The sequence below is a fragment of the Nitratireductor sp. ZSWI3 genome, from assembly GCF_024655565.1.
GTDB lineage: Bacteria > Pseudomonadota > Alphaproteobacteria > Rhizobiales > Rhizobiaceae > Nitratireductor.
On record NZ_JANKOF010000002.1, the window covers coordinates 59,317 to 85,910 of the forward strand.

Sequence of the window (26,594 nt, forward strand, 5' to 3'; positions counted from 1 at the left end):
CCACTTTTTAGTCAGACTATCAAGACACTGTTAACCGCAAAGTTAATGGCGAAAGAAAATTGCGCGACCACCGATGCAAAAGCCTCACGCAGCGATATATTTTTTCATATTTTACAATTAGATGTGATAAATCCCACTTAGCACGAACAGAACCATGGACCCGCATCGCGCTTACCTCAAAAGAGGTATTGACTACCAAACTTTTGGTATACGTTCTAATTTTCATTGCTGATTTTGGGGTATCCATCGCCGAAATCGCGACGATTAATATAATCAATTATGTATATTTCCCCTAATTGGCGGATTTTGACTACGATTACCGTAACCAATTGTGATGATGGTTAAGAACGAAAAATAAAAATAAATCAATGTGTTATGTGATATCAGATTTACCTCCGTCAGCCTGACAGGGTTAAGTTTGCGTTAAATTCTTTGACAGGTTTTTTAGCCGAGCAATAAGATGCAGCCGACGGGGACAGTTGAGGACATTGGGGGCCAATGCTTCACAAAACCGTCGCGTTGAGAGTCCGAACAGGAGTCAAGTACATGAAAAAGCTCATAAACTTAGCGCAGACGTTCCGTGACAGCGAAAAGGGCGCAGCCATGATCGAGTATTCGATCCTGATCGGGCTTATCGCTGCGGCGGTTATTGCAACCATTGCAGCGATCGCGGTCTGGATAACCAGCCGTTGGGGCGCCTTGCAGACTGCACTCGGCGCGTGACTATTCTTCAGGCCCGGAGCGCACGGCGACCGGGCCTGAACACCTTTCCTGGACAAGATCAAGCAAGAATATCCAGATGAGGGCGGGGCAATGCGGGCAAACTCAGTCATCATGATTCTTCTGGCCGTCGTCTTCGGCGTTGTCGCCGTGGTGCTGGCCAATGTCTGGCTGAGCAGCCAGCGCAGCCAGTTCGCAAAGGCCGAGGCGGGGCCGCAGAACACCATCGTCGTGGCCGCCGTCGCGCTTCGCTTCGGCGAAACGCTGAGCAGCGACCGGCTGCGCGAGATCCCGTGGCCGGCCGACGCCGTGCCGCAGGGCGCCTTCCGCACGCGGGCCGAGCTTCTGGATGACAAGGGCGAACGCCAGGCCCTGACGGCGATCAGCGCCAACGAGCCCATCCTCGACAGCAAGATCACCGGGCCCGGCCAGCGCGCCACGCTCTCGGCCGTGCTGACCCAGGGCATGCGCGCGGTCTCCATCCGCGTCAACGACGTGCTGGGCGTAGCCGGCTTCGTGCTGCCGGGCGACCGGGTCGACATCCTCCTCACGCGCAAGCTGCGCAATTCGGGCGGCGACGAGCAGGCCTTCGTCGACGTGCTGCTGCAGAGCATCAAGGTGCTCGCCATCGACCAGTTGGCCGACGAAAACCGCAACAACCCGACCGTGGTCAAATCCGTGACGCTGGAGGTCAGCACCAAGGACGCGCAGAAGCTGACGCTCGCCGCCGACATCGGGCAGCTTTCGCTCGCCCTGCGCCAGGTGGCCTCCAACAAGGGTGAAAACACCGATCGCGTCACGCTCGCCGACCTGGCCGGCGGCCTGCCCGACATCACGCCGAAGGAAAAACCCGAACCGCCGCTGAAGCTGGCCGTTGCCGAGCCGCCGGTTCGCCCGGTGCCGGCGGTGATCAAGCCGCAAAAGCCCAGGCGCGCCTCCATCAACGTCTATCGCGGAACGGACCACGAGGTCTACGAAGTCCCCCGGCGTTAACCACTGCCGTTCAGGACTGTGCTAGATTGAGTCGGCTAATCAACTTGGGGGAGTTGGTATGGGTCAGTTTTTTGCAAGGACTCAGGGTTTCGCAAGGGCTGGGGGCGCAGTTGCCCTGCTTGTGATGGTCGCGGCGATGGGATTGGCCACGGCGGCCAGTGCGGCGGACCGGCGCATCGACGTTTCGAGCGCCAGGGTTCACCGGATCTTCCTTCCCATGTCGCAATCGGTGACCGTGCAGATCAACGATGTGCTCGGCGATATGGTGATCGCCGACAACAAGATCGCCGATGCGCAGCCGATGACCGACCGGACGCTCTACATCATCGGCAAGGGGGTGGGCACCACCTCGATCAATCTCTTCTCCGATCAGCGGCGCTCGCTGGGCGTGATCGAGGTCGAGGTCGGCGTCGACCGCGAGGACATGGCGATCGCGATCCGCCAGATTGCGCCGAAGGCGCGCATCCAGGTCGGCTCGGTGAACGGCCGCGTGCGGCTCGGCGGGCGCGTCAAGGACGGGCAGACGCTGGCGCACATCCTGGAAGTCGCCGCCCAGTACACGGCGGAGCCGATCATCAACGCCGTCACCGTCGAGGACAGCCAGCAGGTCACGCTGGAGGTGCGCGTCCTGGAAGTGGCGCGCAACGCGGGGCGGGAGCTCGGGGTTTCGTGGCGTGCGGCCGACAGCGGCAATCCGAATGGAACGACGCCGGGCTCGCAGTCCATCCTCGGGCAGATCGGCGCCGTTGCCGGCACCTTCGCGACCGGCAACGCACCCTTCGCCACGCTCATCGCCAATGTCATCGACGCCGGCGTCAATGTCGACGTGGTCATCCGCGCGCTGGAGGACAAGCGTCTGGCGCGGCGCCTTGCCGAACCCAATCTCACGGCCCTGTCGGGCGAGACGGCCAGCTTCCTGGCCGGCGGCGAGGTGCCGATCCCGGTTGCCCGTGACGAACGGGAAATCACCATCGAGTTCAAGGAATACGGCGTGAAGCTGAATTTCACGCCCATCGTGCTCGACGACAGCAAGATCAACCTGCGCCTCAATCCCGAGGTGAGCGAGGTCGATCCGACGACCACCATCCGCACCGCCGACATCGAAATCCCGGCCTTCGTCACGCGCAAGGCCTCGACGGTGGTGGAACTGCGCGACGGCCAGAGCTTCGCCATCGCCGGTCTCCTGCAGTCGACGAACCGCAAGCTGCAGAGCCAGGTTCCCTGGCTCGGCCAGGTGCCGGTGCTCGGCGCCCTCTTCCGCTCCTCGAGCTACATCAAGAACGAGACGGACCTCGTGATCATCGTCACGCCGCGCCTCGTGCGGCCGGCCGGCCCGGGCCAGCAGGTCGCCACGCCGCTCGACCGCAAGCGGCCGGCCAACGATCCGGAGTTCTTCCTGCTCGGCCAGCTCGAGGTGACGAAGGAGGTCATCCGCGCCTACGAGCTCGGCGAAGGCGTCACCGGCCCCTACGGCCATATGCTCGACGTTCCGAAGGACCAGATGATCTATGTCAAGAAATAGGACTGTCCGCTTCATCCTGCCGGCCTGCCTTGGCATCCTTCTGTCTGGGTGCGCCGACTACATGAACCACTATGACACCGTCACGCTCGAGGCCGGGAATGCCCAGGGCTACAACCGGCTGCTGCACGCCGACCAGCCGTTCAATCCCGCGTCCCACGACCTGGCGATCGGCACGGATGGAACCCGCGCAGCCGATGCGGTGCGCAAGTACAAGGATTCCCAGAAGCCCGGCGCACAGCCGCAAACGAACGTCACGGTGAACGTCGGGAACGTCAACTAGTGGTGCGATCCTGGCAGATGATGCCCATCTGCCAGGAAAAATCGCCCCACCAGATCAACAGCTTGCGTCCTCTCCGGCAGCGCTCGCAGAGGACGGCAGAAGGCAACGAAGAAGGACAGCGATCGAAACAGACGGGGCCGAATGATGAAAGACATGCTCCATCTTGCCAGCCGCTTCAAGGACGACCAGGACGGCGTCGCGCTGATCCTCGTCTCGATCATGCTGCCGGTCATCATCGGCTTCGCATTGCTGGTCGTCGACATCTCGCGCGCCAATGGCCTCAAGAACGACCTTCAGAAAGGCGCCGACGCCTTCGCCATCGCCGCCGCGGCGGAACTGGACGGCCGATCCGATTCCATCACCCGGGCCAATCGCGCGATCGCCAATCTGGTCGACAACACCTACCGCTTCTCGAATGCCGGCACGCAGCAGACGCTGACCAGCGCCGGCATCACCCGACGCTATCTGAGAAGCCTGCCGGCAAACGACAGCGATCCCATCCCGGCGAGCATGGTGATCGCCGACGAGGTCAATTTCGCCCATGAGGCGCAGTTCGTCGAAGTCACCGTCAGTCCGGTCGGCTTTTCCGCTGTCTTCTCCGCCTCCTTCTTCGGCGGCAGCAACAGTTTCAACGTGGGCGCCGTCGCCGTTGCCGGCAATTCGGGTGCCATCATCTGCGAGATGACGCCGCTCTTCATCTGCAACCCGTTCCCGGGCCAGGATTTCCACACCGTCGCCACCGATGACAATTTCTACCGCCGGAGCATCAAGCTGGTGGTCGGCGGCACGTCGTGGGGGCCAGGCAATTTCGGCTTCCTGCGGCCCAAGGACGACCACGGCTATGGCGAGGACAAGCTGGCCGAAGACCTGGCGCGCGGCACTCTCCCTGAATGCGTCAGCCGGCGGCAGGTCTACACCCAGACGGGCAATCTGACGGAGAAGGCGAAGGCCGCGTTCAACACCCGCTTCGACATCTACGCCAAAGGCGCCGGCGCCTTCCCTTCGAAGTCCAATGCGAGCTGGCCGCCGGCGCCGAACATCCGCAAAGGTTTCATGTACACCCCGAAGGGCGGCAATCCGGGCAGCAATGCGTGCGACATGCAGCTTGCAACCGACCCGTCCCGGTTTCGCCCGCTCACTCCCGACACCGCGTTTTCGGGACAGATCGGCAACGGCTCGTGGGACTACGAAGGCTATCTCAGTGCCAACGGGTTCAGCGCGGCCGACATGGCCGGTTTCACCGACGAGGATGGAAACGCCTATTCCAACAGCAACCCGCCGAGCCGCTACGAGCTCTACAAATACGAGATCGCGCACAACCTGGTGGGCGATGCTTCGCTCGGCGGCGAAATCGGCACGCCCGCATGCCATGCCACCGTCGGCGATGCGAAGCGGCGGATGATCCACGCCGCCGTCCTCGACTGCTCCGACCCCGCCGTGCAGACCCAGTTGCAGGGTCAGTCCGGCTCGCCGCCGGCGATCGGCTTTGCGAGCTTCTTCCTCACCGAAGCGGTGACCGGCAACGTGGTGATGGCGGAGATCGTCGACATCGACGGCGTCAACGGCCGCGGCACGATGACCAACTTCGTGCGCGAAGACGTGCAGCTCTACAGGTGATGACCATGCCGCACCCGACCCGCTCCCTTGCCAGACGTTTTTGCAGCGACCAGCGCGGCTCCGTCCTCGTCGAGATGACGCTGATCACGCCGTTGATGATCGCGCTCTCGGCAGGCGTCTTCGAGTTCGGCAACCTTTTCTACAAGAAGCTGCTGATCGAGGCCGGGCTGCGCGATGCGGCGCGCTATGCGGCACGCTGCAATCAGACGTTCCAGCCGGCGCTCGATTGCGAGGCGAACGCCCGCAACATCGCCGTCTTCGGCAACGTCTCCGGAACCGGTGCGGCACGCGTCAGCGGCTGGACCACCGCCGTGGTGACGGTCGATCAGGACTACCTGCAGACCGATGCCGTGGTTTCCGACGTGCAGGTCTATCGGAGCGACGGCGACTACGTCTACACCGTGCGCGCGGCGACGAGCTTTGCCGTACCGCCCGCGGACGCCTCGCTGCTTGCCTATATCGGTCTCGGCACCGTGACCCTGACCGCCTCACAGGAGGAGCGCTATGTGGGGTGGTGAGAGATCGCCGATCCGGCGTTTGCAGACCGAGGAAAACGGCGCGGCGATGGTCGAGATGAGCATCAGCATCGTGCTGCTCCTGGTGCTCACCCTGGGGTTCGTCGATCTGGGCTACGCCTATTACCAATGGAACGCGGCATCGAGCGCCGTCCAGGTGGGCGCGCGGATGGCCTCGATTTCCGATCCCCTGATCGACGGCGTGGCGAGCGCCGGCAATGCAAGCCCGCCCGTTCCCGGAGATCCCTCGCTCGCCTACGGCTTTGCCTGTACCGGCGGCACCGACTGCAAGCCGGTGGAATTCAACAGAATCTTTTACGGGGACGACAGCGACTGCACCTCGGCCGCCGGTGTCCGGCGCGGCATGTGCGACGTCTTCCCCCGCCTGACGCCGGGCAACGTCGAGGTCAGCTACACCGGCAGCGGCCTCGGGTATCAGACGCGGCCGGGCGGCGCCGTGCCGACCATCACCGTGAAGCTCAAGGGCATGACCTTCCAGTTCTTCTTTCTGGGCGGGCTGCTCGGCTTCACCAACATCGCCATGCCCTCCATGCTCAGCACCGTGACGGGCGAAGATATGAAGAGCACGTTCTGATGAACGCCATCCACCAGAAGGTTCAGCCGACTCGGCGCAAACGCGTCGCCCTTTATTCGTCGGACGACGGTTTCCGCAGCGAGATCGCCGCACGGCTCGAAGCGCTGGCAATCTACGACGTCCAGTCCGGCGGCGTGGAGGAGTTCCTCAACGGGGCCGGAAAGGACAACCGGCCGACGCTGATCGTGCTCGATGTCGCCGACGGGGTGATGCTCGACGACCGGCGGCTGGCGGCCGCGCGCGCCTCGTGGGGGCAGGTGCCGATCATCGCCGTCTCGGCGGAACTGCCTCCGGAGCGCATGCGCAATCTCGTTCGCATCAACGCAGCCGACTGGCTGCGCAAGCCCGTCGACGCCAAGGAGCTCATCAGCGCGGTGACCTTCCACGACAGCGGAGACCAGTCGCATGGCTGCCGCATCATCACCTGCGTGGGAGCTGGCGGCGGCGCCGGAGCCACCACCATGGCGCTTGCCGCCACCGACCATCTCGTCAGGAAATCCAAACAGCGCGCCGCCGACACCTGTCTCGTCGATCTCGATTTCCAGAACGCCAATTGCGGCGCTTATCTCAATCTGTTCAACGAATTCGATCTCGACGGGGTGATCGGCCAGCCGGATCGGCTCGACGTCGAGCTCATGGACGTCATCAAGCTGACGCGCGATCCCGGCTTCACGCTCTACACGTTCGAGCGCCCCGCCCTTCCCTATGAGCCCAGGGGCAGCGACTTCGTGCTGCGGCTGCTCGATCTCGCCGCCTACCGGTTCGAGGATGTGGTGGTCGACCTGCCGCATGTGGAAACGCCCTGGTCGAACGCGGTCCTTTCGGCCAGCGACCGGATCTTCCTGGTCTTCGAGCTGAACATCGCCTCGCTCAGGCAGGCCAAGCGGCTCTATTTGAAGATCCGCGCCTTGCGCAACAACAGCGCCGACGGCATCACGCTGGTCGCCAACAAGCACAAGCGCAAGCTTTTCGGAAACCACTTCTCGCACCGCGAACTGCAGAAGATCTTCAAGGACAAGAGCATCCGCTCGGTTCCCTATGACCGCGAGCTTCTGACCGACGCCCTCAACCGCGCCCTGCTGCCCACGGAGGTGCACGCCCGCGCCCGCTTGAACAAGGATTTCGCAAAACTCTTCAAGGAGTGCCTGGATGACCGGGAACGCTGAGGCGCGCCGGCACGCCTTCCCGGCGGCGCTGATCATCGGCCTTGCTCTGATCATCCTGCCGGCGGGCGAGATCGGCGCGCAGACGACGGTCGCGGTCCGCGGGCACAAACGCCCGCCTCTGCCGGCCATGGGACCGAGCTTCCGCCAGCAGGTCTCCTTTCCGACGAACCAGGCGCGCGGAACCATCGTCATCCGCAAGGACGAACGGGCGCTCTACCTCGTAGAGGGCAACGGCCGCGCCCTGCGCTACATGATCAGCGTCGGGCGCGACGGGTTCGGATGGACAGGCACGGTGCGCATCGGCGCCAAGCGCGAATGGCCGGACTGGCGTCCGCCGGCACAGATGCGCCGGCGCCAGCCGGGCCTGCCGGAGTTCGTTCCGGCCGGCCCCTACAATCCGCTCGGCGCACGGGCGCTTTATCTGTACGAAGGCAGCCGCGACACGCTCTACCGCATTCACGGCACCAATGATCCGGACGGCGTCGGCTTTGACGGGACCTCGGGCTGCTTTCGCCTGACCAACACGGATGCCGTCGACCTTTTCAATCGCGTCGGCATCGGAACGAGGGTGGTGGTGCAATGATGACGAAGATCGATTCCCTGACCGGGGACGCGGCCGAAACCCGCAGCTTGGCCGCTGGCGGCAGAAGCGGTTTCCCCTCGGTCCTGGTCGCGGCGGCATTCGCCATCACGGTGATCAACGTGATGGCGGCGGTGTACCTCTACAAGGCGAAGAGCGAGCTCACCGCGCTCGACGGCAGGCTGGAAGATCTCGCGTCATTTGAAAAGCGCCTTCAGGCACGGCTCGACGGCGTGAACAACGGCCTGCAGAGCCAGTTCGATCTCCTCAACCGCAATCTTCAGGGTCAGTTCTACGACCTCGCCACCAGGATCGATCGCCAGGAACGCTCCCTGCAGGCCTTTGCCGAGCGTCGCCTCGACGGGATAGGCTACGCGAGCCGCCCGCCCGACGAACCGGTCACCGATCCGGCGTCCGCGCCGGCGAAGGTCGCCGAGAACCTGCCGGCTGCAACGAGTGCAGCCAAGGCCGGCGCGCGCCCGGCACGGACCGCCCCGCCCAAGCCGAGCGCCTCATATCAGCGCCTCGAGAGCCCCGACGGCAAGGTGTACTACAAAAAGATGCGCTAGATCGTCCCGCCTTTTCATGAAGACGGGACGATCGCTCGCATTGTTTTGGGTCGTTCATGCGGCGTCGGTTGACTCCGCACGCAGGAGCGGTTGCACGGTCGGCTGATTGGCCGCCCCCTCCTCTTCCTTCGCGGGAACGACCGGGATCGTGCCCTCCCCCGTATGCTTCAGCGGCCGGTTGCCCGTGAGCGCCCGCAAAAGCACGTAGAAGACGGGGGTCAGGAAGATGCCGAAGGCGGTGACGCCGATCATGCCGGCGAAAACGGCGATGCCCATGGCGATCCGCATCTCGGCCCCCGCGCCAGTCGAGTAGACGAGCGGCACCACACCCATGATGAAGGCCATGGAGGTCATCAGGATGGGGCGCAGCCTGAGGCGCGCGGCCTCGACCGCGGCATCCTTCGGGGAGAGCCCGGCAAACTCGAGCTCGCGCGCAAACTCGACGATCAGGATCGCGTTCTTGGCGGACAGTCCGACGAGCACGATCAATCCGATCTGGGTGAAGATGTTGTTGTCGCCCTGGGTGAGCCACACGCCGGTCAGGGCCGACAGGATGCTCATCGGCACGATCATGATGATCGCCAGCGGCAGCGCCAGGCTCTCATAGAGTGCCGCCAGCACCAGGAACACCAGGAGCAGCGCCAGCGGGAAGATGATCACGCCCGAGTTGCCGGCCAGGATCTGCTGGTAGGTAAGGTCCGTCCACTCGAAGCCGATGCCGGGCGGCAGCGTCTCCTCGGCGATACGCTCGACGGCGGCCTGCGCCTCGCCGGACGAATAGCCCGGAGCCGGCCCGCCATTGATGTCGGCCGTCAGGAAGCCGTTGTAGCGCATGGCACGCTCTGGCCCGGAGCTCTGCTGCACATTCAACAGGGCCGAGAGCGGAATCATCTCGCCCGACTGCGACCGCACCTCCAATTTGCCGATGTCCTCCGCACGACCGCGGAACGGCGCGTCAGCCTGGACCCGAACGGAGTATGTCCGGCCGAACTGGTTGAAGTCGTTGACATAGAGCGAGCCGAGATAGATCTGCAGCGTCTCGAAGACGTCGGTCACCGCCACGCCGAGCTGGTGCGCCTTGGTGCGGTCGAGATCGGCGTAGAGTTGCGGCACGTTGATCTGATAGCTGGAGAAGAGGCCAGCCAGTTCCGGCGTCTGATACGCCTTTCCGAGAAACGCTTTGGTCGCCGCATCGAGCGCTTCATAGCCCAGACCGTTGCGGTCCTCGATCTGCAGCTTGAACCCGCCGATCGTGCCGAGCCCCTGCACCGGTGGCGGTGGGAACATGGCGATGAACGCCTCCTGGATGCCCGCAAACTTCTGATTGAGCTGCATCGCGATGGCACCGCCGGAAAGGTCCGGTGTCGTCCGCTCCTCGAAGGGCTTTAGCGAAAGGAACACGATGCCCGCATTCGAACTGTTGGTGAAACCGTTGATCGACAAGCCGGGGAACGCGATCGCGCTCTCCACGCCCGGCTGATCGAGGGCGACGTCGCCCATGCGCCGGATCACCTCTTCGGTCCGGTCGAGCGTCGCGCCGTCCGGAAGCTGGGCGAAGCCGACGAGGTACTGCTTGTCCTGCGCCGGCACGAACCCGCCCGGAACCTTGTTGAAGACGAACACCGTCGCGCCGACGAGCACCAGATAGAGCCCCATGATGAGGGTCTTGCGCGAAAGGATGCCGCGCACGCCCCTGCTATAGGCATTCGAGCTCGTGCCGAAGACCCGATTGAAGCCGCGGAAGAACCAGCCGAACAGGCTGTCGATCAACCGGGTGAGCCAATCCTTAGGTGCATCGTGCCCGCGCAGCAGGAGCGCTGCCAGCGCCGGCGACAGCGTCAGCGAGTTGAAGGCGGAGATCACGGTCGAAATCGCGATCGTCAACGCGAACTGACGATAGAACTGCCCCGTGAGCCCGGAGATGAACGCCAGCGGCACGAAGACGGCCACCAGCACGAGGGCGATGGCGACGATCGGACCGGAGACCTCGCGCATGGCGCGGTAGGTGGCCTGGCGCGGCGACAGCCCCTCCTCGATGTTGCGTTCCACATTCTCCACCACGACGATGGCGTCGTCGACCACGATGCCGATCGCCAGCACCAGTCCGAACAGGCTCAGCGCGTTGATCGAAAAACCGAAGACATAGAGGACCGCGAAGGTGCCGACGATGGAGACGGGGACGGCCACCAGCGGGATGATGGAGGCTCGCCAGGTCTGCAGGAAGACGATGACGACGAGCACGACGAGCGCGATCGCCTCCAGCAGCGTGTGCACCACCGCATCGATCGAGGCGCGGACGAATTGCGTCGTGTCGTAGACGATGCGGTATTCCACGCCCTCCGGCATGGTGAGCTGCAATTCGTCCATGACCTGCTGGATGTCGTCCGAGATCTGGATGGCGTTGGAGTTCGGTGCCTGGAAGATGCCGATGGCGACGGCCTGCTTGTTGTCGAGCAGCGAGCGCAGAGCGTATTCGGCCGAGCCGAGCTCGACGCGGGCAATGTCGCGCAGCCGCGTGATCTCGCCGCCCTCGCCGGTCTTGACGATGATGTCGCCGAACTGCTCCGGCGTTCTGAGCCGGCCCTGCGCGTTGACCGAAAGCTGCAGGTCGATGCCCGGCAGGCTCGGTGCGCCGCCCACCACGCCGGCCGCCGCCTGGATGTTCTGTTCGCGGATCGCGCCGACCACCTCGCTCGCCGACAGGCCCCGCTCGGCGATCTTCTGCGGATCGAGCCAGACGCGCATAGAATAGTCGCCCGACCCGAAGACCTGTACCTGGCCGACGCCTTCGATCCGCGCCAGTTGGTCCTTCACCTTGAGCACCGCGTAATTGCGCAGGTAGGTGATGTCATAGCGGTCGTTCGGCGACAGGAGATGCACGACCATGGTCAAATCGGGAGAGCTCTTGACCGTCGTCACGCCGAGCCGCCGCACCTCCTCGGGAAGTCTCGGCTCGGCCTGGGCAACGCGGTTTTGCACCAGCTGCTGCGCCCGGTCGGGATCGGTGCCGAGTTTGAACGTGACGGTCAGCGTCATCAGGCCGTCGGTGGTGCCCTGGCTCGACATGTAGAGCATGTCCTCGACGCCGTTGATCGCTTCCTCGATCGGGGTCGCGACCGTCTCCGCGATGACCTTCGGATTGGCGCCCGGATATTGCGCCCGCACGACGATGGAAGGCGGCACGACCTCGGGATATTCCGAGATCGGCAAGGCGCGCAGGCCCAAAAGGCCGGCGACCAGCACGAGGACCGAAAGGACGCCGGCAAAAACCGGACGATCGACAAAAAAGCGAGAAATATTCATTGCAACCGCCCTTCCAGAAGCGGGATTGACATCGGCGGATGACCGAAAAGGTCACCCGCGAAATTCCATCAGATCACGTGCCTAGCGGTGCGATCCCAACAGATGGGTACCATCTGTTTCGGTCAGACCACTGGGGTTGCCCCGTCGGCTTACTGCGAGGCCGCATCCGCGCCGGCGACCGCCTGCCCGGAGGGCGCCATGGACACCGGCTGCGGCGCCACCAGGACGCCCGGGCGCACCCTCTGCAGGCCGTTCACGACGATGCGCTCACCGGCATCGAGCCCGTCCTCCACGACACGCAGCCCCTCCGCGGTCGGCCCGAGCCGCACCTGGCGATAGGCGATCTTGTTCTCGCCATCGACCACGAACACGAACTTCTTGTCCTGGTCGGTTCCGATGGCCCGATCGCTGATGACCAGTTCGGGACGCGCGTTCGCCTGGCCGAGACGCACGCGGGCGAACTGTCCGGGGATCAGCTGGCTCTCGGCATTGTCGAAGACGGCCCGAACGCGAATGGTGCCGCTTGCCGTGTCGACCTCGTTGTCGATGAACTGCAGCTCGCCCCGGATCGGCTCTCTCTGCGACACGCTGATCTCCACCGGGATCTGCTTGAGATCGCGCGCGCCCGAAGACCGTGCCGGAAGCTCGGTCAGCGCCCGTGCCACGTAATCTTCGCCGACGCTGAAGCTCGCATAGATCGGATCGACCGACACGAGGCTCGTCAACACCGGCGAGCCGGCGCCGGCCGCAACGAGGTTCCCCCCGGTGATCTCGAGCTTGCCGACGCGGCCCGAGATCGGCGCGCGGATCTGCGTGTAGCCGAGATCGAGTTGTGCCGTCTGCAGCGCGGCTTCCGCCGCTCTGAGACTCGCCTCCGCCTCGTGATAGGCGCTGAGCCTCTGATCGAGATCGCTTTGCGAGACGGTGCGGTTTTGCGCCAGCTTGCGGCCGCGTTCGAGCTCGAGCCGGGTGAGTTCGACGCGAGCTTTTGCGGCAGCGACGACGGCTTCCGCCTGCGCAACCGCCGCCGCATAGGGTGCCGGGTCGATGGAGACGAGAAGATCGCCCTCCTCAACCAGAGCTCCCTCCCGGAAATGCACGGCCTGGATTGCGCCGGCCACGCGCGAGCGGATCTGCACGCGGTCGACCGCCTCGAGCCGTCCCGAGAACTCCTGCCACGTCGTGACGTCCCGCGGCTCCACGACCGCCACCGAGACGGGCATGGCCTGCGGCGCCGCTTCGGCGGATTCGGCTTTGGCGTCCTGCACGTGAAACGTGTTCATGGCCAGCACGCCGGCCGAAATCGAAGCAACAAGTGTTAGTCCGGCGCCCCACAGGAGCCGGCTCGCAGCAATTTTCGTCATGATCAATCTCCTTGAGGCCAGTCAGGCCGAATCAGGTCGAGAGCTTCGCTTGAGGGGAGAACGCTCCTGTTTCCTTGAAAAATTTTACGAACAGGGCACGGATGGCTTCCCCCCATCCGGGTCGAGTCTGCCTCGATCCAGAATAGGAAGCGGGCCACCCGGTCGGCCCGGGCAACACATGCTTGCTGACGCTTACGCCCGCCTGGCGCAGCCGCCGCGCGTAATCCAGACTCTCGTCGCGCATCGGGTCGTCCTCGGCCGTGACGACGAGCGCAGGGGCGGCGCTCGCAAGGCGCTCGCAATAGGCCGGCACGGCATAGGGATGGCAGGCATTGGCGGCAAAGCCCAGATAGCGGTTCCACCCCTCGGCCCAGCGGCAGCCCTTGGAGCTGGCGCTGCCATCGCGGAAAGAACCGGTGGCCATGCAGGGATCGAGCATCGGAGAAAGAAGGATCTGCCCGCGCAACCCGCCGACATGTTGATCGCGCGCCATCAGAGCCAGCCCTGCGGCAAGGTTGCCGCCCGCTTCCTCGCCGGCGACATAGAGGGCGGAATTCCGATCCGCGAGTTTTGCGCGCAAGCCACACAGGCGCCCGAGGAGACCGAAGGAAAGCTCGAGCGCTTTCGGGAAAGGATGCTCGGTCGCTTTGGAATAATCGGCGGCCACGACCACCGCGCCGGCTTCGGCAAGCTCGATCGACACGTTGTGGCCTTCGGCGGGCGACCCGCCGAGAAAGCTGCCGCCGTGCAGATGCAGCACGAGCGGCGGCGTCTTGTCGAACGCCGCGCGCCGATAGACGCGCACCGGCACCTGGCAGGTGTCGCTCTCCATCACGCCTTCTGTCCAACTCACGCTCATTCGCCCGACAGCCTTGTCCCTTGTGATGCGCTTCATTGCACATCCCTCCTGACAACATTCTGTCTGGAGCCGACGTGCCGCGCTGAATTTCCATGGAAATGGGGATCGTTCTCCCCTGGAAAAAGTCTCTTGTTTATGACTTCACTATTTCTACATAGGAATAATTATTCCCCATGGAGATCGCCGTGGATCAGCTCACCGCCATGCGCACCTTTGTCCGGGTCGTCGAGACCGGCAGCTTCACCCGCGCCTCGGATATGCTCGCCATACCGAAGGCGACCGTTACGAAGCTCATTCAGGGGCTTGAGGCGCATCTGCGCACCAAACTGCTCAACCGGACCACGCGCCGCGTGCTCGTCACGCCCGACGGGGCCCTCTATTACGACAGGACCGTGCGCCTGCTGGCGGAGATAGACGAGCTCGACAGCAGCATGGCGAGTTCGCAGCGCCTGCCCAAGGGAAAGCTGAGGGTGGAGATGTCGGGGGCCATCGCGAACCTCGTCCTGATCCCCGCGCTGTGCGCTTTCCACGACAGCTATCCCGACATCCAGCTCGACCTCGGCATTTCCGACCGGCCGGTGGACATCCTCGGCGAGAACGTCGACTGCGCCATCCGCGCCGGCGACATCGCCGACCAGTCGCTGATCGCCAGGCGTGTCTCCGCCATCAGCTTCGTGACCTGCGCCGCGCCGCTCTATCTGGAGCGCTTAGGCGAGCCGCGGCACCCGAAGGATCTCGAACGCGACCACCACGTCGTGGGGTTTTTCCAGGCGGAGACCGGACGGCAGCAGCCCTTCCACTTCCGCAACAAGGAGACGGAGGTCGAGGTGCACGGGCGCTACATCGTTTCGACCAATGAGGCGGTCACCTACATCACGGCGGCGAAGGCGGGCGCCGGCATCGTGCAGGCGCCGCTCTTCATGGTCCGCGACGCCTTTGCCGACGGCAGCCTGCGGCCCGTGCTGACGGAATGGAGCCGGGAGCCTATGCCTCTCTTCGTCGTCTATCCGCCGAACCGGCACCTGAGCAACAAGCTGCGCGTGTTCGTGGACTGGATCGCCAATCTCCTGGCGGGTTCGGGCATCGATCGCGAGCCCGGGATCCTGCAGCCGTCCTGAACTGAGGCTTCGTCTCCGCAGTGTCCGTACGTGTTCCACGCACGGAATACGCGTGCTCGCCCGACTATAAACTTGACATTATTATTCATGTTTCTTAAGCACGCTCGCAGCCAGGCTGTATGCGCCAAGCCACATCGTTTTACGGGATGCGAGGGGGTGCAATGCGTAACCGGGCTTGGTCATTTCTCTTACCGATCTGCTTAATTCCAACCGCCGCCTGGTCACAGGAACAGGCTTCGGGAAGCGGCGAGACGACGCTGCTCGACCGCCTTCTGGTGACGGCCGGCCGTGACGAACGCTCGATCGCCAGCGTCGCCCAGTCCGTCCAGGTGCTGGAAGAGGAAGACGTCCGCGAGGCGATGAAGCTGTCGCCCGACGCCAACGATCTCATCTCACGCCTCGTTCCCGGCTATTCCCCCTCGAACCAGACGATCTCGGGCGCATCCGAGACCTTTCGCGGCCGCAGCGTGCTGATCATGGTCGATGGCGTGCCGCGCAACACGCCGCTGCGCGACGTATCGCGCATCCTTTCCCTGATCGACCTCAACACGGTTGAGCGAATCGAGGTGGTGAACGGCGCATCGAGCCTTTACGGCGCGGGCGCCACGGGCGGCACCATCAACTTCATCACCAAACGCGGAACGAGCGACAAGCCGACCGTCACGATGCGCACCGGCCTTTCGGTATCCACGACGAATCCCGGCCGGTCCGCAGCCCCTGAGGCAAGCCTCAGCGTCGAGGGACGCCAGAACAATTTCGACTATTTCCTGTCCGCCACCGGAGACCTCACACGGCGCACCTATGACGGGCATGGCAACGAGATGGCCTCGGATGCCATGCTGGGCCAGGGCGGCGGCGACCGGACCGGCTCTGCCGACCTGTTCGGTTCGGTGGGTTACGAGACCGGCTCGCAGCGCTTCGAGATGAGTTTCGACTGGACCTATGCGCGGCAGAAGCCCGATTGGTTCACGGATTACACCGCCGACCCGGTGCGGCCCGATTTCTCTTCCGCCTACACCGGTGAGCCGCTGGAGGAGGATTCGAAATACCTCACCGGCAAATACACCGACAGCGACTTCGTTCTCGGCAATCTCGAGATCAAGGCGTTCTACAACGACATCAGCAAGCGTTCGCCGTTCACCACCCTCTCTTCCGTCAACTCGATGGTCTACTATTCCGGCGATCCCTTGAACCCGACGGCCTGGTTCAACCAGTCGGCGCTGGAGACACGGCGCACCGGCGTCAATCTCACGATCAACACGCCGATCGACCTTGTTCGCGAAGGTGCCACGCTGACCTGGGGCGCCGACTACGGTTACGACGAAACCAGGCAAAAACTGACCAACGGCGACGATGCGATCGCGCCAATGTCGCAGCACACGCTCTCCGCCTTCGCCCAGCTCGAAATGCCGGTCACCGACCGGTTTCGCGTCCAGGGCGGCGTGCGCTTCGACCAGTTCTTTCTCACCGTCGACGATTTCCTGAGACCGGCCGCCGTCGTCTATCCGGCAACTTCGCTCGCCCATCTTTATCCGGCGGTCAACGTCGCCGGCGGCTCGTTCGATTACAACGCCTTCAGCTTCAACGCCGGTGCCGTGTTCGACGTTACCAGCGAACTGCAGCTGTTCGGCAATTTCTCGCAAGGATACAGCCTCACCGACATCGGCGCCTTCACGCGCCGCGCCGGCGTCAATTCCCTCGCCGAGATCTGCGATGCCTATGGAGCGCTCGCCGCCATCTATGGCTGTTCGGGTGTTCCCGATTTCGCCATCAGCTACAGCGACATCGCTCCGGAGCCGCAGCTCGTCAACACCTATGAGGCCGGATTGCGCGGTGACTGGGGCGTCTTCCGCGGCACCATCAGCGCCTATCTCTCCACCTCAGACGACGGGGTCAATTACGATGTGGTGGCAAACCGTGTCAGCCAGCAGAAGGAGCGCATCTGGGGCGTGGAGGCGACGGCCGCTTACGAGGTCAACGACATCTTCACCGTGGGCGGCCTGCTCGCCTATCAGGAAGGCAGGTACGACGCCAACCGCGACGGCTCGATCGGCAACGGCGAGTATCTTCCCAACAACCGCATCCCGTCGACCTGGAAGGGCCTTGCCTATGTCAGTGCCAGTTTCGGCAACGGCCTGAAGGCACGTGGCGAGATCGAGTATTTCTCCGGACGAGACCGTGTCGAAGGCGAGAACCTCGACGGCGGCACGCTCGTCAATCTCGCCCTGTCGAAGGAATTCGCCGATGGCGGAGAACTCAGCATCGCCGTCCGCAACGTCTTCGACGAATTCTACATCAACCCGACCGCCACCGCCACACGCGGCGCCCCCGTGCCGGGCCTCGGGCGCACGATCTTCGCCGCGTACACGAAGACCTTCTAGGGGATCGTGATGGCCGTTCACCTGCGCCGCAAAGGAGCCACCCTCTCCCTGGTCGTCGCAGAGCCGGCCGAACGGAACGACGGTGCACGCTACATCGAGGCGCTCGAGGAGATCGCCGGGGAAACGGCCCCCTTCGCCCTCCTCGTCGCCTTTGACGGCAGGCTCGACCTCGACCACGAGCACCGCCGGGCCCAGAATCTCTGGTTCAAGGCAACGCGCGGGAAAATGAACGCGACGTGTCGCGCCGTGGCGGTCCTGCGCGAGAACCCGACGCCGGAGATGCAGCGTACCTTCTCCGGTCTCTGGACGTTTCCCGTGCTGGTGACGCGAAGCCGGGCGGAGGCCGAGACCTTCCTTGCCACCCATCTGCCGGCCGGGAGGACGTCATGACAGACGAGCCCGCCGCCGCCGTCCGGCGCGCGATCGGCCCCGACCGTTACCGGCTTTTCTGCGTGCTCGCCGGCCTGTACGTCGCCCAGGGCATACCCACCTATCTCTTCGCGGCGGCGATCCCGCCCATCCTGCGTGAACAGGATGTGTCGCGAACGGCGATCGGCTTCTTCTCCATCCTCCTGCTGCCGCTGGTCCTGAAGTTCCTGTGGGCGCCCGTCGTCGACCGCGTGCGGCCGTTCGCCCGCGCGCATCGCGCCGGCTGGGTGATCGTCACGCAATGCGGCATCATCGCATCGATCCTGTCGTTGATCGCCGCCGGACCAGCCAATGTCTGGGCGATTTTCGCCATCGGCTTCGTCGCCTCGCTGCTGCTCTCAACCCAGGACATCGCCACCGACGGCTATGCGGCAAAACACCTGAACCGCGAAGACCGGCCGATCGGCAACGCGATCCAGGGCGGTGCGGTGGCCTTCGGCGTCATCGTCGGCGGCACGCTCGGCCTGGTGCTCTATCGCCATGCCGGGTGGACCGTCATGCTGGTGACCATCGCGCTCCTGTCGCTGCTGCCGCTCGCCGCCGCCTTTGCCATGCGCGAGGCGGACCCCGCGCCGACGCAAGCCGGAACGGCGCTCTCGCGGCCATCCATCATGGCGTTCCTGCGCCGGCCCGAAGCGCGGCAGATCCTCTGGATCGCGCTCATCTACAGGGCGAGCGAAGGTCTGGTGAAGGCCATGGAAGGGTCCTATCTCGTCGACGCCGGCATCCCGCTCGACGCGATCGGCTATCTGTCGGGCGCTTCTGCGGCGACGGCCGGGCTGGCGGGCTCCGTCATCGCCGCGCTCCTGCTGAAACGCTGGGGCGCCGGCGCCGTGCTGGGACTGCTCGGCGGCCTGAGAACCGTCTGCTTCCTGGTCTTCGCCTTGCACGCTCTGGGTGCCGTCGTCGGGGTCTGGCCGCTCTACGGCGCCTCCGCTTTCCAGACGCTGATCCGCTATATGGAAATCGTCGCCCTCTACAGCCTGTTCATGAGCGTGACCTCGTCCGAGCAGCCGGGAACGGATTTCACCATTCTGGCCTGCGCTCAGCTCATCGTCTATCTGGTCGGATCCATGAGCTCGGGCATGTTGGCCGACGCTTTCGGCTACGGTGCCCTCTTCGCTTTCTCCGCCGCGCTTTCGGGCGTCGCGGTGCTCGCAACCCTTCTGGTGCTGCGCGCCGGCACGCGGGAACTGCCGGGCGCTGTCCTGCCCACCGGGACGGGAGGCCAGCCGTGACCGCAGCGGGCTTAACCGGCGGACTGCCTCATCGCCAGCATCGCGATCGCGGTGGCGCTCGCCAGGCAGGCACAGGCGATGAAGGGCAGCAGCGGCCACAGCGCAAAGGCATAGCCGCCGGCCAGGGCCCCCGCCCCCTGCCCCAGCACATGGGCGCTCGCCATCCAGCCGGCGCCCGCGCCCTGCTCTTCCGGTTCAAGCCGGGAAACGAGCCAGGCGAGATAAGCCGGCGAAGCGAGTGCAACGCCGATGCCGCCGAGCACCAGTCCCGCGGCACAAGCGACGAGGTTGCCGCTTGCCGCGGCAATCCCGGCACCGAAAGCCAGCAAGCCGGCGCCGAAGACGACGTTCGATTTGCGGCCGAAGGGAAGGCGCGGAACCGCCATGACCTGCACGAGGATCATGACCATGGCGACGAGGGCCAGGATCAGCCCCGTTGCAGCGGTCGCCGAAACCGCCGCAACGCCGAATCTTGCCTGAAGATACGGACCCAGGATCATCTGCACCTGGCCGAACCCCATGGTGAGGCAGAAGCCGGCCGCGAGAAAGGGCAGCATGCCGCGCGTCGGGCGCATGCGGCGGCTTCCGCCGGTCTGCCGATGCCTCTCACCGCCGCCGGGCGCGAGAAGGAGCGTGATCGGGCTCAGCACGAGAAGCAGGAACGGAAGGGGAGCGGCGAGGCTCGCCGTCATTGCAGCAGTGGCGCCCAGGATGCGCCCGCTGCCCAGCCCGGCGCTGAGCAGGGCGAGCAAGGACTGCCGCTCGCTATCGTGGGCCTCGCGCGCGACCCAGGCCTGGGCGGTCGGCATCACCCCCGATGCGCCCAGACCGTAAACGACCCGCGAGGCGGCAAGGAGCCAGAGGGCGGCAAGCGGAGCGAGCGGTTGAGCCCAGACCAGACCGGCAAGCACGAGCTGACCGACGAGCAGGAGCAATCCCAGAGCCCGCAGCACCGAGCCTTGACTGAACCCTGTGCCATGCCCGCCGATAAGCGGTGCGCCGAAGACGAAGGCGAGCGCACCCGCCGCCACGGCAAAACCGATCTCTCCCGTACCAAGGCCGGTTCGCGTGGCGATCAGCGGCACCAGCGCCGCAAAAGCGGACTGGCCAAACCCGACCGTCGAGACCGCCGGAGCAAGCCGCCTCGCAAGCGATCGAACCGGTCGCGCGTTCACCATTCTCATCATCCTTCACAACACCAGATAAAATTATCTATATATAAAATATAACTGACACAAAATGCAATTATCTATTTCATAAAGACTTATTTATACTTAAATCGAGGAATAGAGGGAATAGAAATGCTAAACTCAGGCACAGACATGTACAGCCCTGCGACAAGCCGCTTCCTCAACGCCTTGATCCGCGAGTGGAGCGGCTGGAGCCTGTCGGAGGAAGCGGGCGCTTCGCTCGGCACGGACAATGCCATGCTGCGGCTTTCGCTGCCTGCCTCCCACGCGGAAGTTCGCGTGCCGATCCTCCATGTTTCGAAGACCGGCTATCATTCCTTTGCCTTTCCCATGCAGATCGACCGCGGCCATGGCGACCTGCGACCGGTCACCTTGCCCGGGCTTGTCACATTGCTGCTCGGCGAGAAGACGCTTGCCGATCGTTCCTCGCCCGCCGCACGGATGACCTTTCTGCGTCGCGTGCTCGACAGCGCCGAGGCCATCGCAAAGATCGCCGAGATATCCCGTGACGAGCGTCCTTTTGCGGCGGGTGATCCCACTTTCATCGAGGCCGAGAAGGCGCTGCGTTTCGGCCATGCTGTGCATCCCTCGCCGCGCAGCCGCGACGAATTCACGGGCGAGGATTCGCGGCGCTACGGACCGGAATACGGCAACGGCTTCCACCTGCGCTGGTGGGCCGTGGAGCCGCAACTCCTCGTCGGAGAGAGTGCCACCGCCATCTCACCGACGGAGGCCGTCGCCGCGCTCACCGGCGGCGACACGTCACTGGTCGCGCGCGCTGCGGCGACCGGCAAGGCGCTCCTGCCGCTGCATCCGTGGCAGGCCGCGCGGCTGATGGAAGACCCGTTCTTCGACCGGCTGATGCGGGAATCGCACCTTGTCGATCTTGGCCTCGGCGGCCCCGTCTGGCGTGCCACAAGCTCGCTCAGGACTGTCTATTCGGCGCAGGTGCCGTGGATGCTGAAGTTCTCGCTCAGCCTGCGCCTCACCAATTCGCGCCGTATCGTGGAAGCGCGCGAATGCTCCCGCGGGCTTGCCATTCACCGCCTGCTGTCCGGCCCGCTCGGCAAGGCCCTGAAGGCGAGGTGTCCGGACTTCGAGGTCCTCGGCGAGCCCGTGTGGCTCGCCCTGCGCGCGCCGGGCGCGGGGATCGTTCAGGAAACCGCCGTTGTCTTCCGTGAAAACCCCTTCGAGGGCACGGATCAGCCGCCGGCGGCGGTGCTCGCGGCTCTGTGCGAGCGGCACCCCGACGAGCGCGGCAGCCATCTCGCCGACCTCGTCCGCCGCATCGCAAAGCGTTCCGGCGAAACGGAGCAGAAAGTGGCCGAGGATTGGTTCGGGCGCTTCCTGAAGATCGCCGTCGAGCCCTTCCTCATTGCCCAGGGAAGCTTCGGTCTGCTCTTCGGCGCGCATCAGCAGAACCTCGTGCTTGGCCTCAAGGACGGCTGGCCGGAGCGACTTTATTTCAGGGATTGCCAGGGGACCGGCTATCTCGAGGAGTTCCTGCCAAGCCTGCGCAAGCATCTGCCGGAGGTCGGCTCCGCGACCGACCACGTGTTCGATCGCGAGGAAGCGGCCAGGCTCGTCGGCTACTATCTCTTCGTCAACGGCGCCTTCGCCGTGGTTGGTGCGCTGGGTGCGGCGCGCCTTGCCGAAGAAGACCGGTTGACCGGTCTCTTCCGCGCCTTCCTCGAGCGCCTTGCCTTGCGGGTCGAGGATCGGACCTGCCTCGACTACCTGCTTTCCTCGCCCACCCTCGCGGCCAAGGGCAACTTCATGCTCTCGCTCGGCAACGTCAACGAGAACACCGAGGTGACCGATCCGTTGGCCGGCTACGTCCAGCTCCCCAACCCGCTCTCCCGAAAGGCTACCCCATGACCGCACAGCCCGCAAACCGCGACTTCACCCGCGCCGGCACCCTTCAGCCGATGCAGGCGCGGGACGTCACCCGGCATTTTCCGGCCAGTGGCGGCCACCTTGCCGCACGGCTCGAGCGCGACGGCATCCTGACCCTGACCGGACGAGGCGGAGAGACGATCGCAACCGCACGGCTTGTCCAGGCGAGGGACGATCGCGCCGCCCTTGCGGATGTGCGGCTTTCACCAGCGCGCGCCGATGGCGCCCATCTGCTCGCCGCGCTCGTCGATGCCGTGTTCCTGCGGCTCCCTAGCGTGACGAGCATCGGCCTGCCGGCAGCAAAGCAGGTTCCGCCGGTTGCGGCCCTTGCCACGGAGAGCGACGGCGAGGTGGCGATCGTCCGGCGCTCGGCCTTCCGGCAGCTACCGCTGCTGTGGCGGCACCAGCGAGCGCATGTCACCTACCCCCTGCTGCGATCGGCGATCGGCCCGCAAGACAGGCTGCCGCCGCTGCGCCCGCCCCGGCCCGACGGCCTGATGTATGAGCGATGGCTGGCAGAGCTCGGCCTGACGGTTTCGTTGAGGCCAATCGACCGGCGCTCCGACCTCCCCCTCTTCCACCACTGGATGAACCAGGGGCGCGTCGCCTATTTCTGGGAGCTCGCCAAAACCGAGGAAGAGCTTGATGCCTATCTTGCGGAGCAGGAGGCCGATCCGCATATTTTCGGCGTCATCGCCAGCTTCGACGGTGAGCCCACCGGCTATTTCGAGTTCTACTGGGCCAAGGAAGACCGGCTCGGCCCCTACTATGAGCACGAGGATTTCGACCGCGGCTGGCACGGGCTGATCGGCAATCCGCGCCATCTCGGACGGCCCAAGACGCTGGCACTGTTCCGCTCGGTCACGCACTATCTCTTCCTCGACGATCCGCGCACCCGGCGCATCATGGGCGAGCCCCGCGCCTCGCATCAGAAGATGCTGAGCTACGCCGCCGACGCGGCCTATGAAAAGCTCAAGGAGTTCGACTTCCCGCACAAGCGCGCCGCGCTCGTTTGCTGCGAACGCGAACGCTTTTTCCGCGAGGTGCCGCTGTGATGCTCGGCCCCATGCCGGAAGAGCAGCGGATCGACGCCGCGACATGGGCACTGGTCAACCGCGCTGCCGTCGCAAAGGCGATCTCCGAGCTCACCTATGAGGAAGCGCTTTCGCCCGTCGCGCTCGATGCGGCGCAGACGCGATGGGAGCTTCGGCTCGAATCGGGTATCTGCTATCGCTTCGAGGCGGTGCGCCGCATCTGGGGCCAGCTCGCCATCCGCCCCGAGAGCCTTACGCGTGGAACGGACGAAAGGCGCGTCGACGACGCGGTCGGCTTCTTCCTCGATGCGCGCCAGGCGCTCGACATCTCGCCGGCCACGTTCTGCACCTATGCCAAGGAGCTCTACAACACGCTGATGGCGGATGCCCGCATTACGGCGGAGCGCGCCGGCTATTCGGCGGACGAACTGGCATCCCTGCCGGACACGGCGCTTCAACGCCTGCTGGACGGACATCCGAAGGCGCCCGCCAACAAGGGCCGCCTCGGCTGGGGGCTGCGCGATTTCGAAGACCATGCTCCCGAATTCGGTCGCGGGATCCGGCTCTTCTGGCTGGCCGCGGCCCGATCCAGCATCGCACTGTCTGTGGATCCGCAGGTGAGCGAGGACACGCTGCTGGAAGCCGCCCTCGACGGGAAGGAACAGGCCCGCTTCAGCAAGGCCCTTGCGCAGGCGGGCGTCTCCTCCGCGACCCATTTCGCCCTGCCCGTCCATCCCTGGCAGTGGCAAGCGCAGATCGCCGCGCAATATGCCGGCGAAGTCGCCGCCGGAAGGCTGATCCCGATGGGTGTGTTCGGTGACCCGTTCATTCCCCAGCAATCGCTGCGCACGCTTGCCAATGCGCGCCGCCCGGAAGCATTGCACGTCAAGCTGCCGCTCTCCATCCTCAACACCTCGGCCTGGCGCGGCGTCCCCGGAAAATACATGGGCATCGGCCCCGCCTTCTCCCGCTGGCTCGACGAGACGGCGAGGCAAGATCCGGTTTTGCACCGGCTCCGGGTGCTCCGCGAGGTGGCCGGCGCCTTCTATCCGCATCCCCATTACGAGCGCGTGCCCGATGCGCCCTATCAGTTCTGCGAGATGCTCGGCGCGATCTGGCGCGAAAGCCCGGAGCTCGGCCTGCCCGACGGGCATCGGCCCATGATGATGGGCGCGCTCGCCCAACGCGATGCGGCCGGCCGGCCCGTCGCCAGCGCCCTGATCGCCCGCTCCGGGCTCAACCATGCCGCCTGGCTCGAGCGCCTCTTCGATGCGGTGGTGGTGCCGCTCTACCACTTCATGTGCCGCTACGGCGTCGGCTTCATCGCCCACGGGCAGAACGTGACCGTGATCCTCGAAGGCTCCACGCCGACCGGCGTTGCCATCAAGGATTTCCAGGGGGATGCCGATCTCGCCGATCAGGATTTCGCCGAGCTCACGTCGCTGCCCCACGCGGCGCAGCAGGTGCTGAAACGCCGTCCGCCGGCTCATCTCCTGCAGCATCTGCAGACCGGCCACTTCGCGAGCGTGCTGCGCTTCCTCTCGGAGGCTCTGGCCGATGGCGACGGCCTCGATGAACGCGTCTTCTACGCGACCCTTGCCGGGTGCCTGCGCCGCTACCAGGCCGATCACCCGGACCTTGCCCAGCGTTTTGCCCTCTTCGATCTCTTCAAGCCGAAGATCCCGCGCATCGCCATCAACCGGGTGCGGCTGGCGATCGGCTACGGCGACGCCAACGAGCGCCCGGCCCCGGCCCTCGGCAACGCGTTGGACAACCCCCTTCACCTTGCGGAAACGGTCCTTGCCTCCCATGGGGCCGAACCCCGCCCAGCCATGTCAGGAGCTCCGACACGATGACGACCATTCACGATCTCGCCGGAATAGGCATCGGCCCGTTCAACCTGAGCCTGGCCGCGCAGCTCGACTCCATCAGCGGCCTCGACATTCGCTTCTTCGACCGCGCCCCCCGTTTCGATTGGCATCCCGGCATGATGCTGCCCGGCGTGGAGCTGCAAACCTCGTTCCTGAAGGACCTCGTCACGGCAACAAACCCGACCAGCCCGTGGTCGTTCGTCTCCTATCTCGTCGCGCACAAGCGCTTCTACGAGTTCCTGAATGCCGATTTCGAAGCGGTGCCGCGCCGGGAATTCGCAAGCTATCTCGCCTGGGTCGCGGAAAACCTGCCCGCACTCGACTTCGGCTGCAACGTGCGGGAGGTGGATTTCGACGGCAGGCACTTCACCTTCGCATTCGATGACGGGGAGAGGCGCCTCGCCCGCAACCTTGCTCTCGGCGTCGGGCTCACACCGCATGTCCCGGACTGGGCGCGGCCGGCGATCGGAAGCAGGGCGTTTCATTCGTCGGAGACGGCCTGCCGGCTGGGCTGCTCGCAAGGACGGCGTTTCGCCATCGTGGGCGGCGGGCAAAGCGGGGCAGAGATCGCGCTGCACCTTCTGTCCGCCGCTCCCGCGGGAACCGAGGTTCTGTGGATCAGCCGGCGTTCCAACTTTCAGCCGCTCGACGATTCCCCGTTTGCCGACGAGCAGTTCACTCCGTCCTATGTCGAGCGCTTCCACGCCCTGACGGAACCGCGCCGGCGCGCCACCGTGGAGCGGCAGAAGCTCTCCGGCGACGGCATCTCGATGTCGACGCTGCGCAGCCTCTACCGCCGCCTCTACGAGCTCCGTCATCTCGGCGATGGTCCGCACGCCCGGCTTCTGCCGCATCGCGAGGTGCTGGACCTCGTCCTGGAAGGCGACGAAGCCCGCCTCGTCATGCGCAACGGCTTCGACGGCAGCATCGAGATGGCGAGCGCCGACACCATCGTTCTGGCAACGGGCTACAACCAGGCGCTTCCGGATTTCATCGCGCCCTTGAAGTCGAAGCTGGCGCTCGGTGAAGACGGCCTCTTCCGCCTGAACCGCGATTTCTCCGTGAAATGGGACGGACCGGCGGACCGGCGCGTCTTCGCGCTCAATGCCGGTCGCTACACCCATGGCATCGCGGAGCCGCAATTGAGCCTGATGGCATGGCGCAGCGCGGTGATCGTCAACGCACTTCTGGGCCGCCGGCATTTCGACCTGGAAGAGCGCCCGCCCCTCGTGCGGTGGACGAGTGAAGACCACCCGGCGCCCGCGACCATGATGTCGGCGCAAGGTCGGAGACCCCCGCCTCCGCCGGTACAGAACCGGGCCTGAACCCGCCAAGCCCGCCATGCGGTTTTTTC

The 26,594-nt window shown here is 64.9% G+C and carries 23 protein-coding genes; 18 read left to right on the plus strand and 5 right to left on the minus strand.

Annotation, left to right across the window (positions count from 1 at the left end):
- Positions 1-273 precede the first annotated feature (273 nt).
- The gene (locus NUU27_RS25550; protein ID WP_374565280.1) at positions 274-402 is read right to left on the minus strand and encodes an ion channel; all 129 of its coding nucleotides are present in this window, start codon (positions 400-402) and stop codon (positions 274-276) included.
- Between the two features lie 144 nt (positions 403-546).
- Here NUU27_RS25550 and NUU27_RS01530 point away from each other — a divergent pair, with 144 nt between their 5' ends.
- The 10 genes from NUU27_RS01530 (at position 547) to NUU27_RS01575 (ending at position 8,557) form a co-directional block, all read left to right on the plus strand.
- On the plus strand, positions 547-723 hold the full coding sequence (locus NUU27_RS01530; RefSeq protein ID WP_257760281.1) for a Flp family type IVb pilin: 177 nt from the start codon (positions 547-549) through the stop codon (positions 721-723).
- Between the two features lie 90 nt (positions 724-813).
- Positions 814-1,713 carry a Flp pilus assembly protein CpaB gene (gene cpaB / locus NUU27_RS01535; RefSeq protein WP_257760282.1) on the plus strand — a complete coding sequence of 300 codons (900 nt, stop codon included), beginning with the start codon at positions 814-816 and terminating at the stop codon, positions 1,711-1,713.
- Between the two features lie 136 nt (positions 1,714-1,849).
- Complete coding sequence (locus NUU27_RS01540; RefSeq protein ID WP_257760283.1) at positions 1,850-3,235, plus strand: type II and III secretion system protein family protein; 1,386 nt, start codon at positions 1,850-1,852, stop codon at positions 3,233-3,235.
- Positions 3,222-3,515 (plus strand): hypothetical protein, encoded by a 294-nt coding sequence (locus NUU27_RS01545; RefSeq protein ID WP_257760284.1) that lies wholly within the window; start codon positions 3,222-3,224, stop codon positions 3,513-3,515. Before NUU27_RS01540 ends, NUU27_RS01545 begins: the two co-directional genes overlap by 14 nt.
- Before the next feature lie 144 nt (positions 3,516-3,659).
- Positions 3,660-5,132, plus strand: a complete 1,473-nt coding sequence (locus NUU27_RS01550; protein WP_257760285.1) for a pilus assembly protein TadG-related protein — start codon at positions 3,660-3,662, stop codon at positions 5,130-5,132.
- 5 nt (positions 5,133-5,137) lie between these two features.
- Complete coding sequence (locus tag NUU27_RS01555; RefSeq protein WP_257760286.1) at positions 5,138-5,650, plus strand: TadE/TadG family type IV pilus assembly protein; 513 nt, start codon at positions 5,138-5,140, stop codon at positions 5,648-5,650.
- Entirely contained in the window at positions 5,637-6,242 is a 606-nt protein-coding gene (locus tag NUU27_RS01560; protein WP_257760287.1) for a TadE/TadG family type IV pilus assembly protein, read from the plus strand. The genes NUU27_RS01555 and NUU27_RS01560 overlap by 14 nt, the downstream gene beginning before the upstream one ends.
- Positions 6,242-7,408, plus strand: a complete 1,167-nt coding sequence (locus NUU27_RS01565) for a CpaE family protein (RefSeq protein WP_257760288.1) — start codon at positions 6,242-6,244, stop codon at positions 7,406-7,408. The genes NUU27_RS01560 and NUU27_RS01565 overlap by 1 nt, the downstream gene beginning before the upstream one ends.
- A complete protein-coding gene (locus NUU27_RS01570; RefSeq protein WP_257760289.1) occupies positions 7,392-7,991 on the plus strand; it encodes a L,D-transpeptidase in 600 nt (199 codons plus the stop codon). The genes NUU27_RS01565 and NUU27_RS01570 overlap by 17 nt, the downstream gene beginning before the upstream one ends.
- Positions 7,991-8,557: a hypothetical protein gene (locus tag NUU27_RS01575; RefSeq protein ID WP_257760290.1), complete on the plus strand. Its 567-nt coding sequence runs from the start codon at positions 7,991-7,993 to the stop codon at positions 8,555-8,557. Before NUU27_RS01570 ends, NUU27_RS01575 begins: the two co-directional genes overlap by 1 nt.
- Positions 8,558-8,611: 54 nt before the next feature.
- Here the strand turns inward: NUU27_RS01575 and NUU27_RS01580 are convergent, their stop codons facing one another.
- The 3 genes from NUU27_RS01580 to NUU27_RS01590 form a co-directional block, all read right to left on the minus strand.
- Positions 8,612-11,860 carry an efflux RND transporter permease subunit gene (locus NUU27_RS01580; RefSeq protein ID WP_257760291.1) on the minus strand — a complete coding sequence of 1,083 codons (3,249 nt, stop codon included), beginning with the start codon at positions 11,858-11,860 and terminating at the stop codon, positions 8,612-8,614.
- A gap of 149 nt (positions 11,861-12,009) precedes the next feature.
- On the minus strand, positions 12,010-13,224 hold the full coding sequence (locus tag NUU27_RS01585) for an efflux RND transporter periplasmic adaptor subunit (protein ID WP_257760292.1): 1,215 nt from the start codon (positions 13,222-13,224) through the stop codon (positions 12,010-12,012).
- Between the two features lie 31 nt (positions 13,225-13,255).
- Positions 13,256-14,035, minus strand: a complete 780-nt coding sequence (locus NUU27_RS01590) for an alpha/beta hydrolase (protein WP_257760293.1) — start codon at positions 14,033-14,035, stop codon at positions 13,256-13,258.
- Between the two features lie 233 nt (positions 14,036-14,268).
- On the opposite strand from NUU27_RS01590, the gene NUU27_RS01595 reads away from it, so the two are divergent.
- The 4 genes from NUU27_RS01595 to NUU27_RS01610 all read left to right on the plus strand — a co-directional run bounded on the left by NUU27_RS01595 (position 14,269) and on the right by NUU27_RS01610 (position 19,249).
- The gene (locus tag NUU27_RS01595; protein WP_257760294.1) at positions 14,269-15,201 is read left to right on the plus strand and encodes a LysR family transcriptional regulator; all 933 of its coding nucleotides are present in this window, start codon (positions 14,269-14,271) and stop codon (positions 15,199-15,201) included.
- Between the two features lie 161 nt (positions 15,202-15,362).
- Entirely contained in the window at positions 15,363-17,582 is a 2,220-nt protein-coding gene (locus NUU27_RS01600) for a TonB-dependent receptor (protein WP_257760295.1), read from the plus strand.
- A gap of 9 nt (positions 17,583-17,591) precedes the next feature.
- Positions 17,592-17,972, plus strand: coding sequence for a hypothetical protein (locus NUU27_RS01605; protein WP_257760296.1), 381 nt, complete (start codon positions 17,592-17,594; stop codon positions 17,970-17,972).
- Positions 17,969-19,249: an MFS transporter gene (locus NUU27_RS01610; protein WP_257760297.1), complete on the plus strand. Its 1,281-nt coding sequence runs from the start codon at positions 17,969-17,971 to the stop codon at positions 19,247-19,249. Before NUU27_RS01605 ends, NUU27_RS01610 begins: the two co-directional genes overlap by 4 nt.
- Before the next feature lie 11 nt (positions 19,250-19,260).
- On the opposite strand, the gene NUU27_RS01615 is transcribed toward NUU27_RS01610, so the two are convergent.
- Positions 19,261-20,427 (minus strand): MFS transporter, encoded by a 1,167-nt coding sequence (locus NUU27_RS01615; RefSeq protein ID WP_257760298.1) that lies wholly within the window; start codon positions 20,425-20,427, stop codon positions 19,261-19,263.
- 144 nt (positions 20,428-20,571) lie between these two features.
- Between NUU27_RS01615 and NUU27_RS01620 the strand changes: the two genes are divergently transcribed.
- Genes NUU27_RS01620 through NUU27_RS01635 form a run of 4 tightly spaced genes read left to right on the plus strand, consistent with a single transcriptional unit; the run spans position 20,572 to position 26,565 of the window.
- Entirely contained in the window at positions 20,572-22,317 is a 1,746-nt protein-coding gene (locus NUU27_RS01620) for an IucA/IucC family siderophore biosynthesis protein (protein ID WP_257760299.1), read from the plus strand.
- On the plus strand, positions 22,314-23,390 hold the full coding sequence (locus NUU27_RS01625; RefSeq protein WP_257760300.1) for a GNAT family N-acetyltransferase: 1,077 nt from the start codon (positions 22,314-22,316) through the stop codon (positions 23,388-23,390). Before NUU27_RS01620 ends, NUU27_RS01625 begins: the two co-directional genes overlap by 4 nt.
- A complete protein-coding gene (locus tag NUU27_RS01630) occupies positions 23,390-25,225 on the plus strand; it encodes an IucA/IucC family siderophore biosynthesis protein (RefSeq protein ID WP_257760301.1) in 1,836 nt (611 codons plus the stop codon). Before NUU27_RS01625 ends, NUU27_RS01630 begins: the two co-directional genes overlap by 1 nt.
- Positions 25,222-26,565, plus strand: a complete 1,344-nt coding sequence (locus tag NUU27_RS01635; protein WP_257760302.1) for a lysine N(6)-hydroxylase/L-ornithine N(5)-oxygenase family protein — start codon at positions 25,222-25,224, stop codon at positions 26,563-26,565. The genes NUU27_RS01630 and NUU27_RS01635 overlap by 4 nt, the downstream gene beginning before the upstream one ends.
- Positions 26,566-26,594 lie beyond the last annotated feature (29 nt).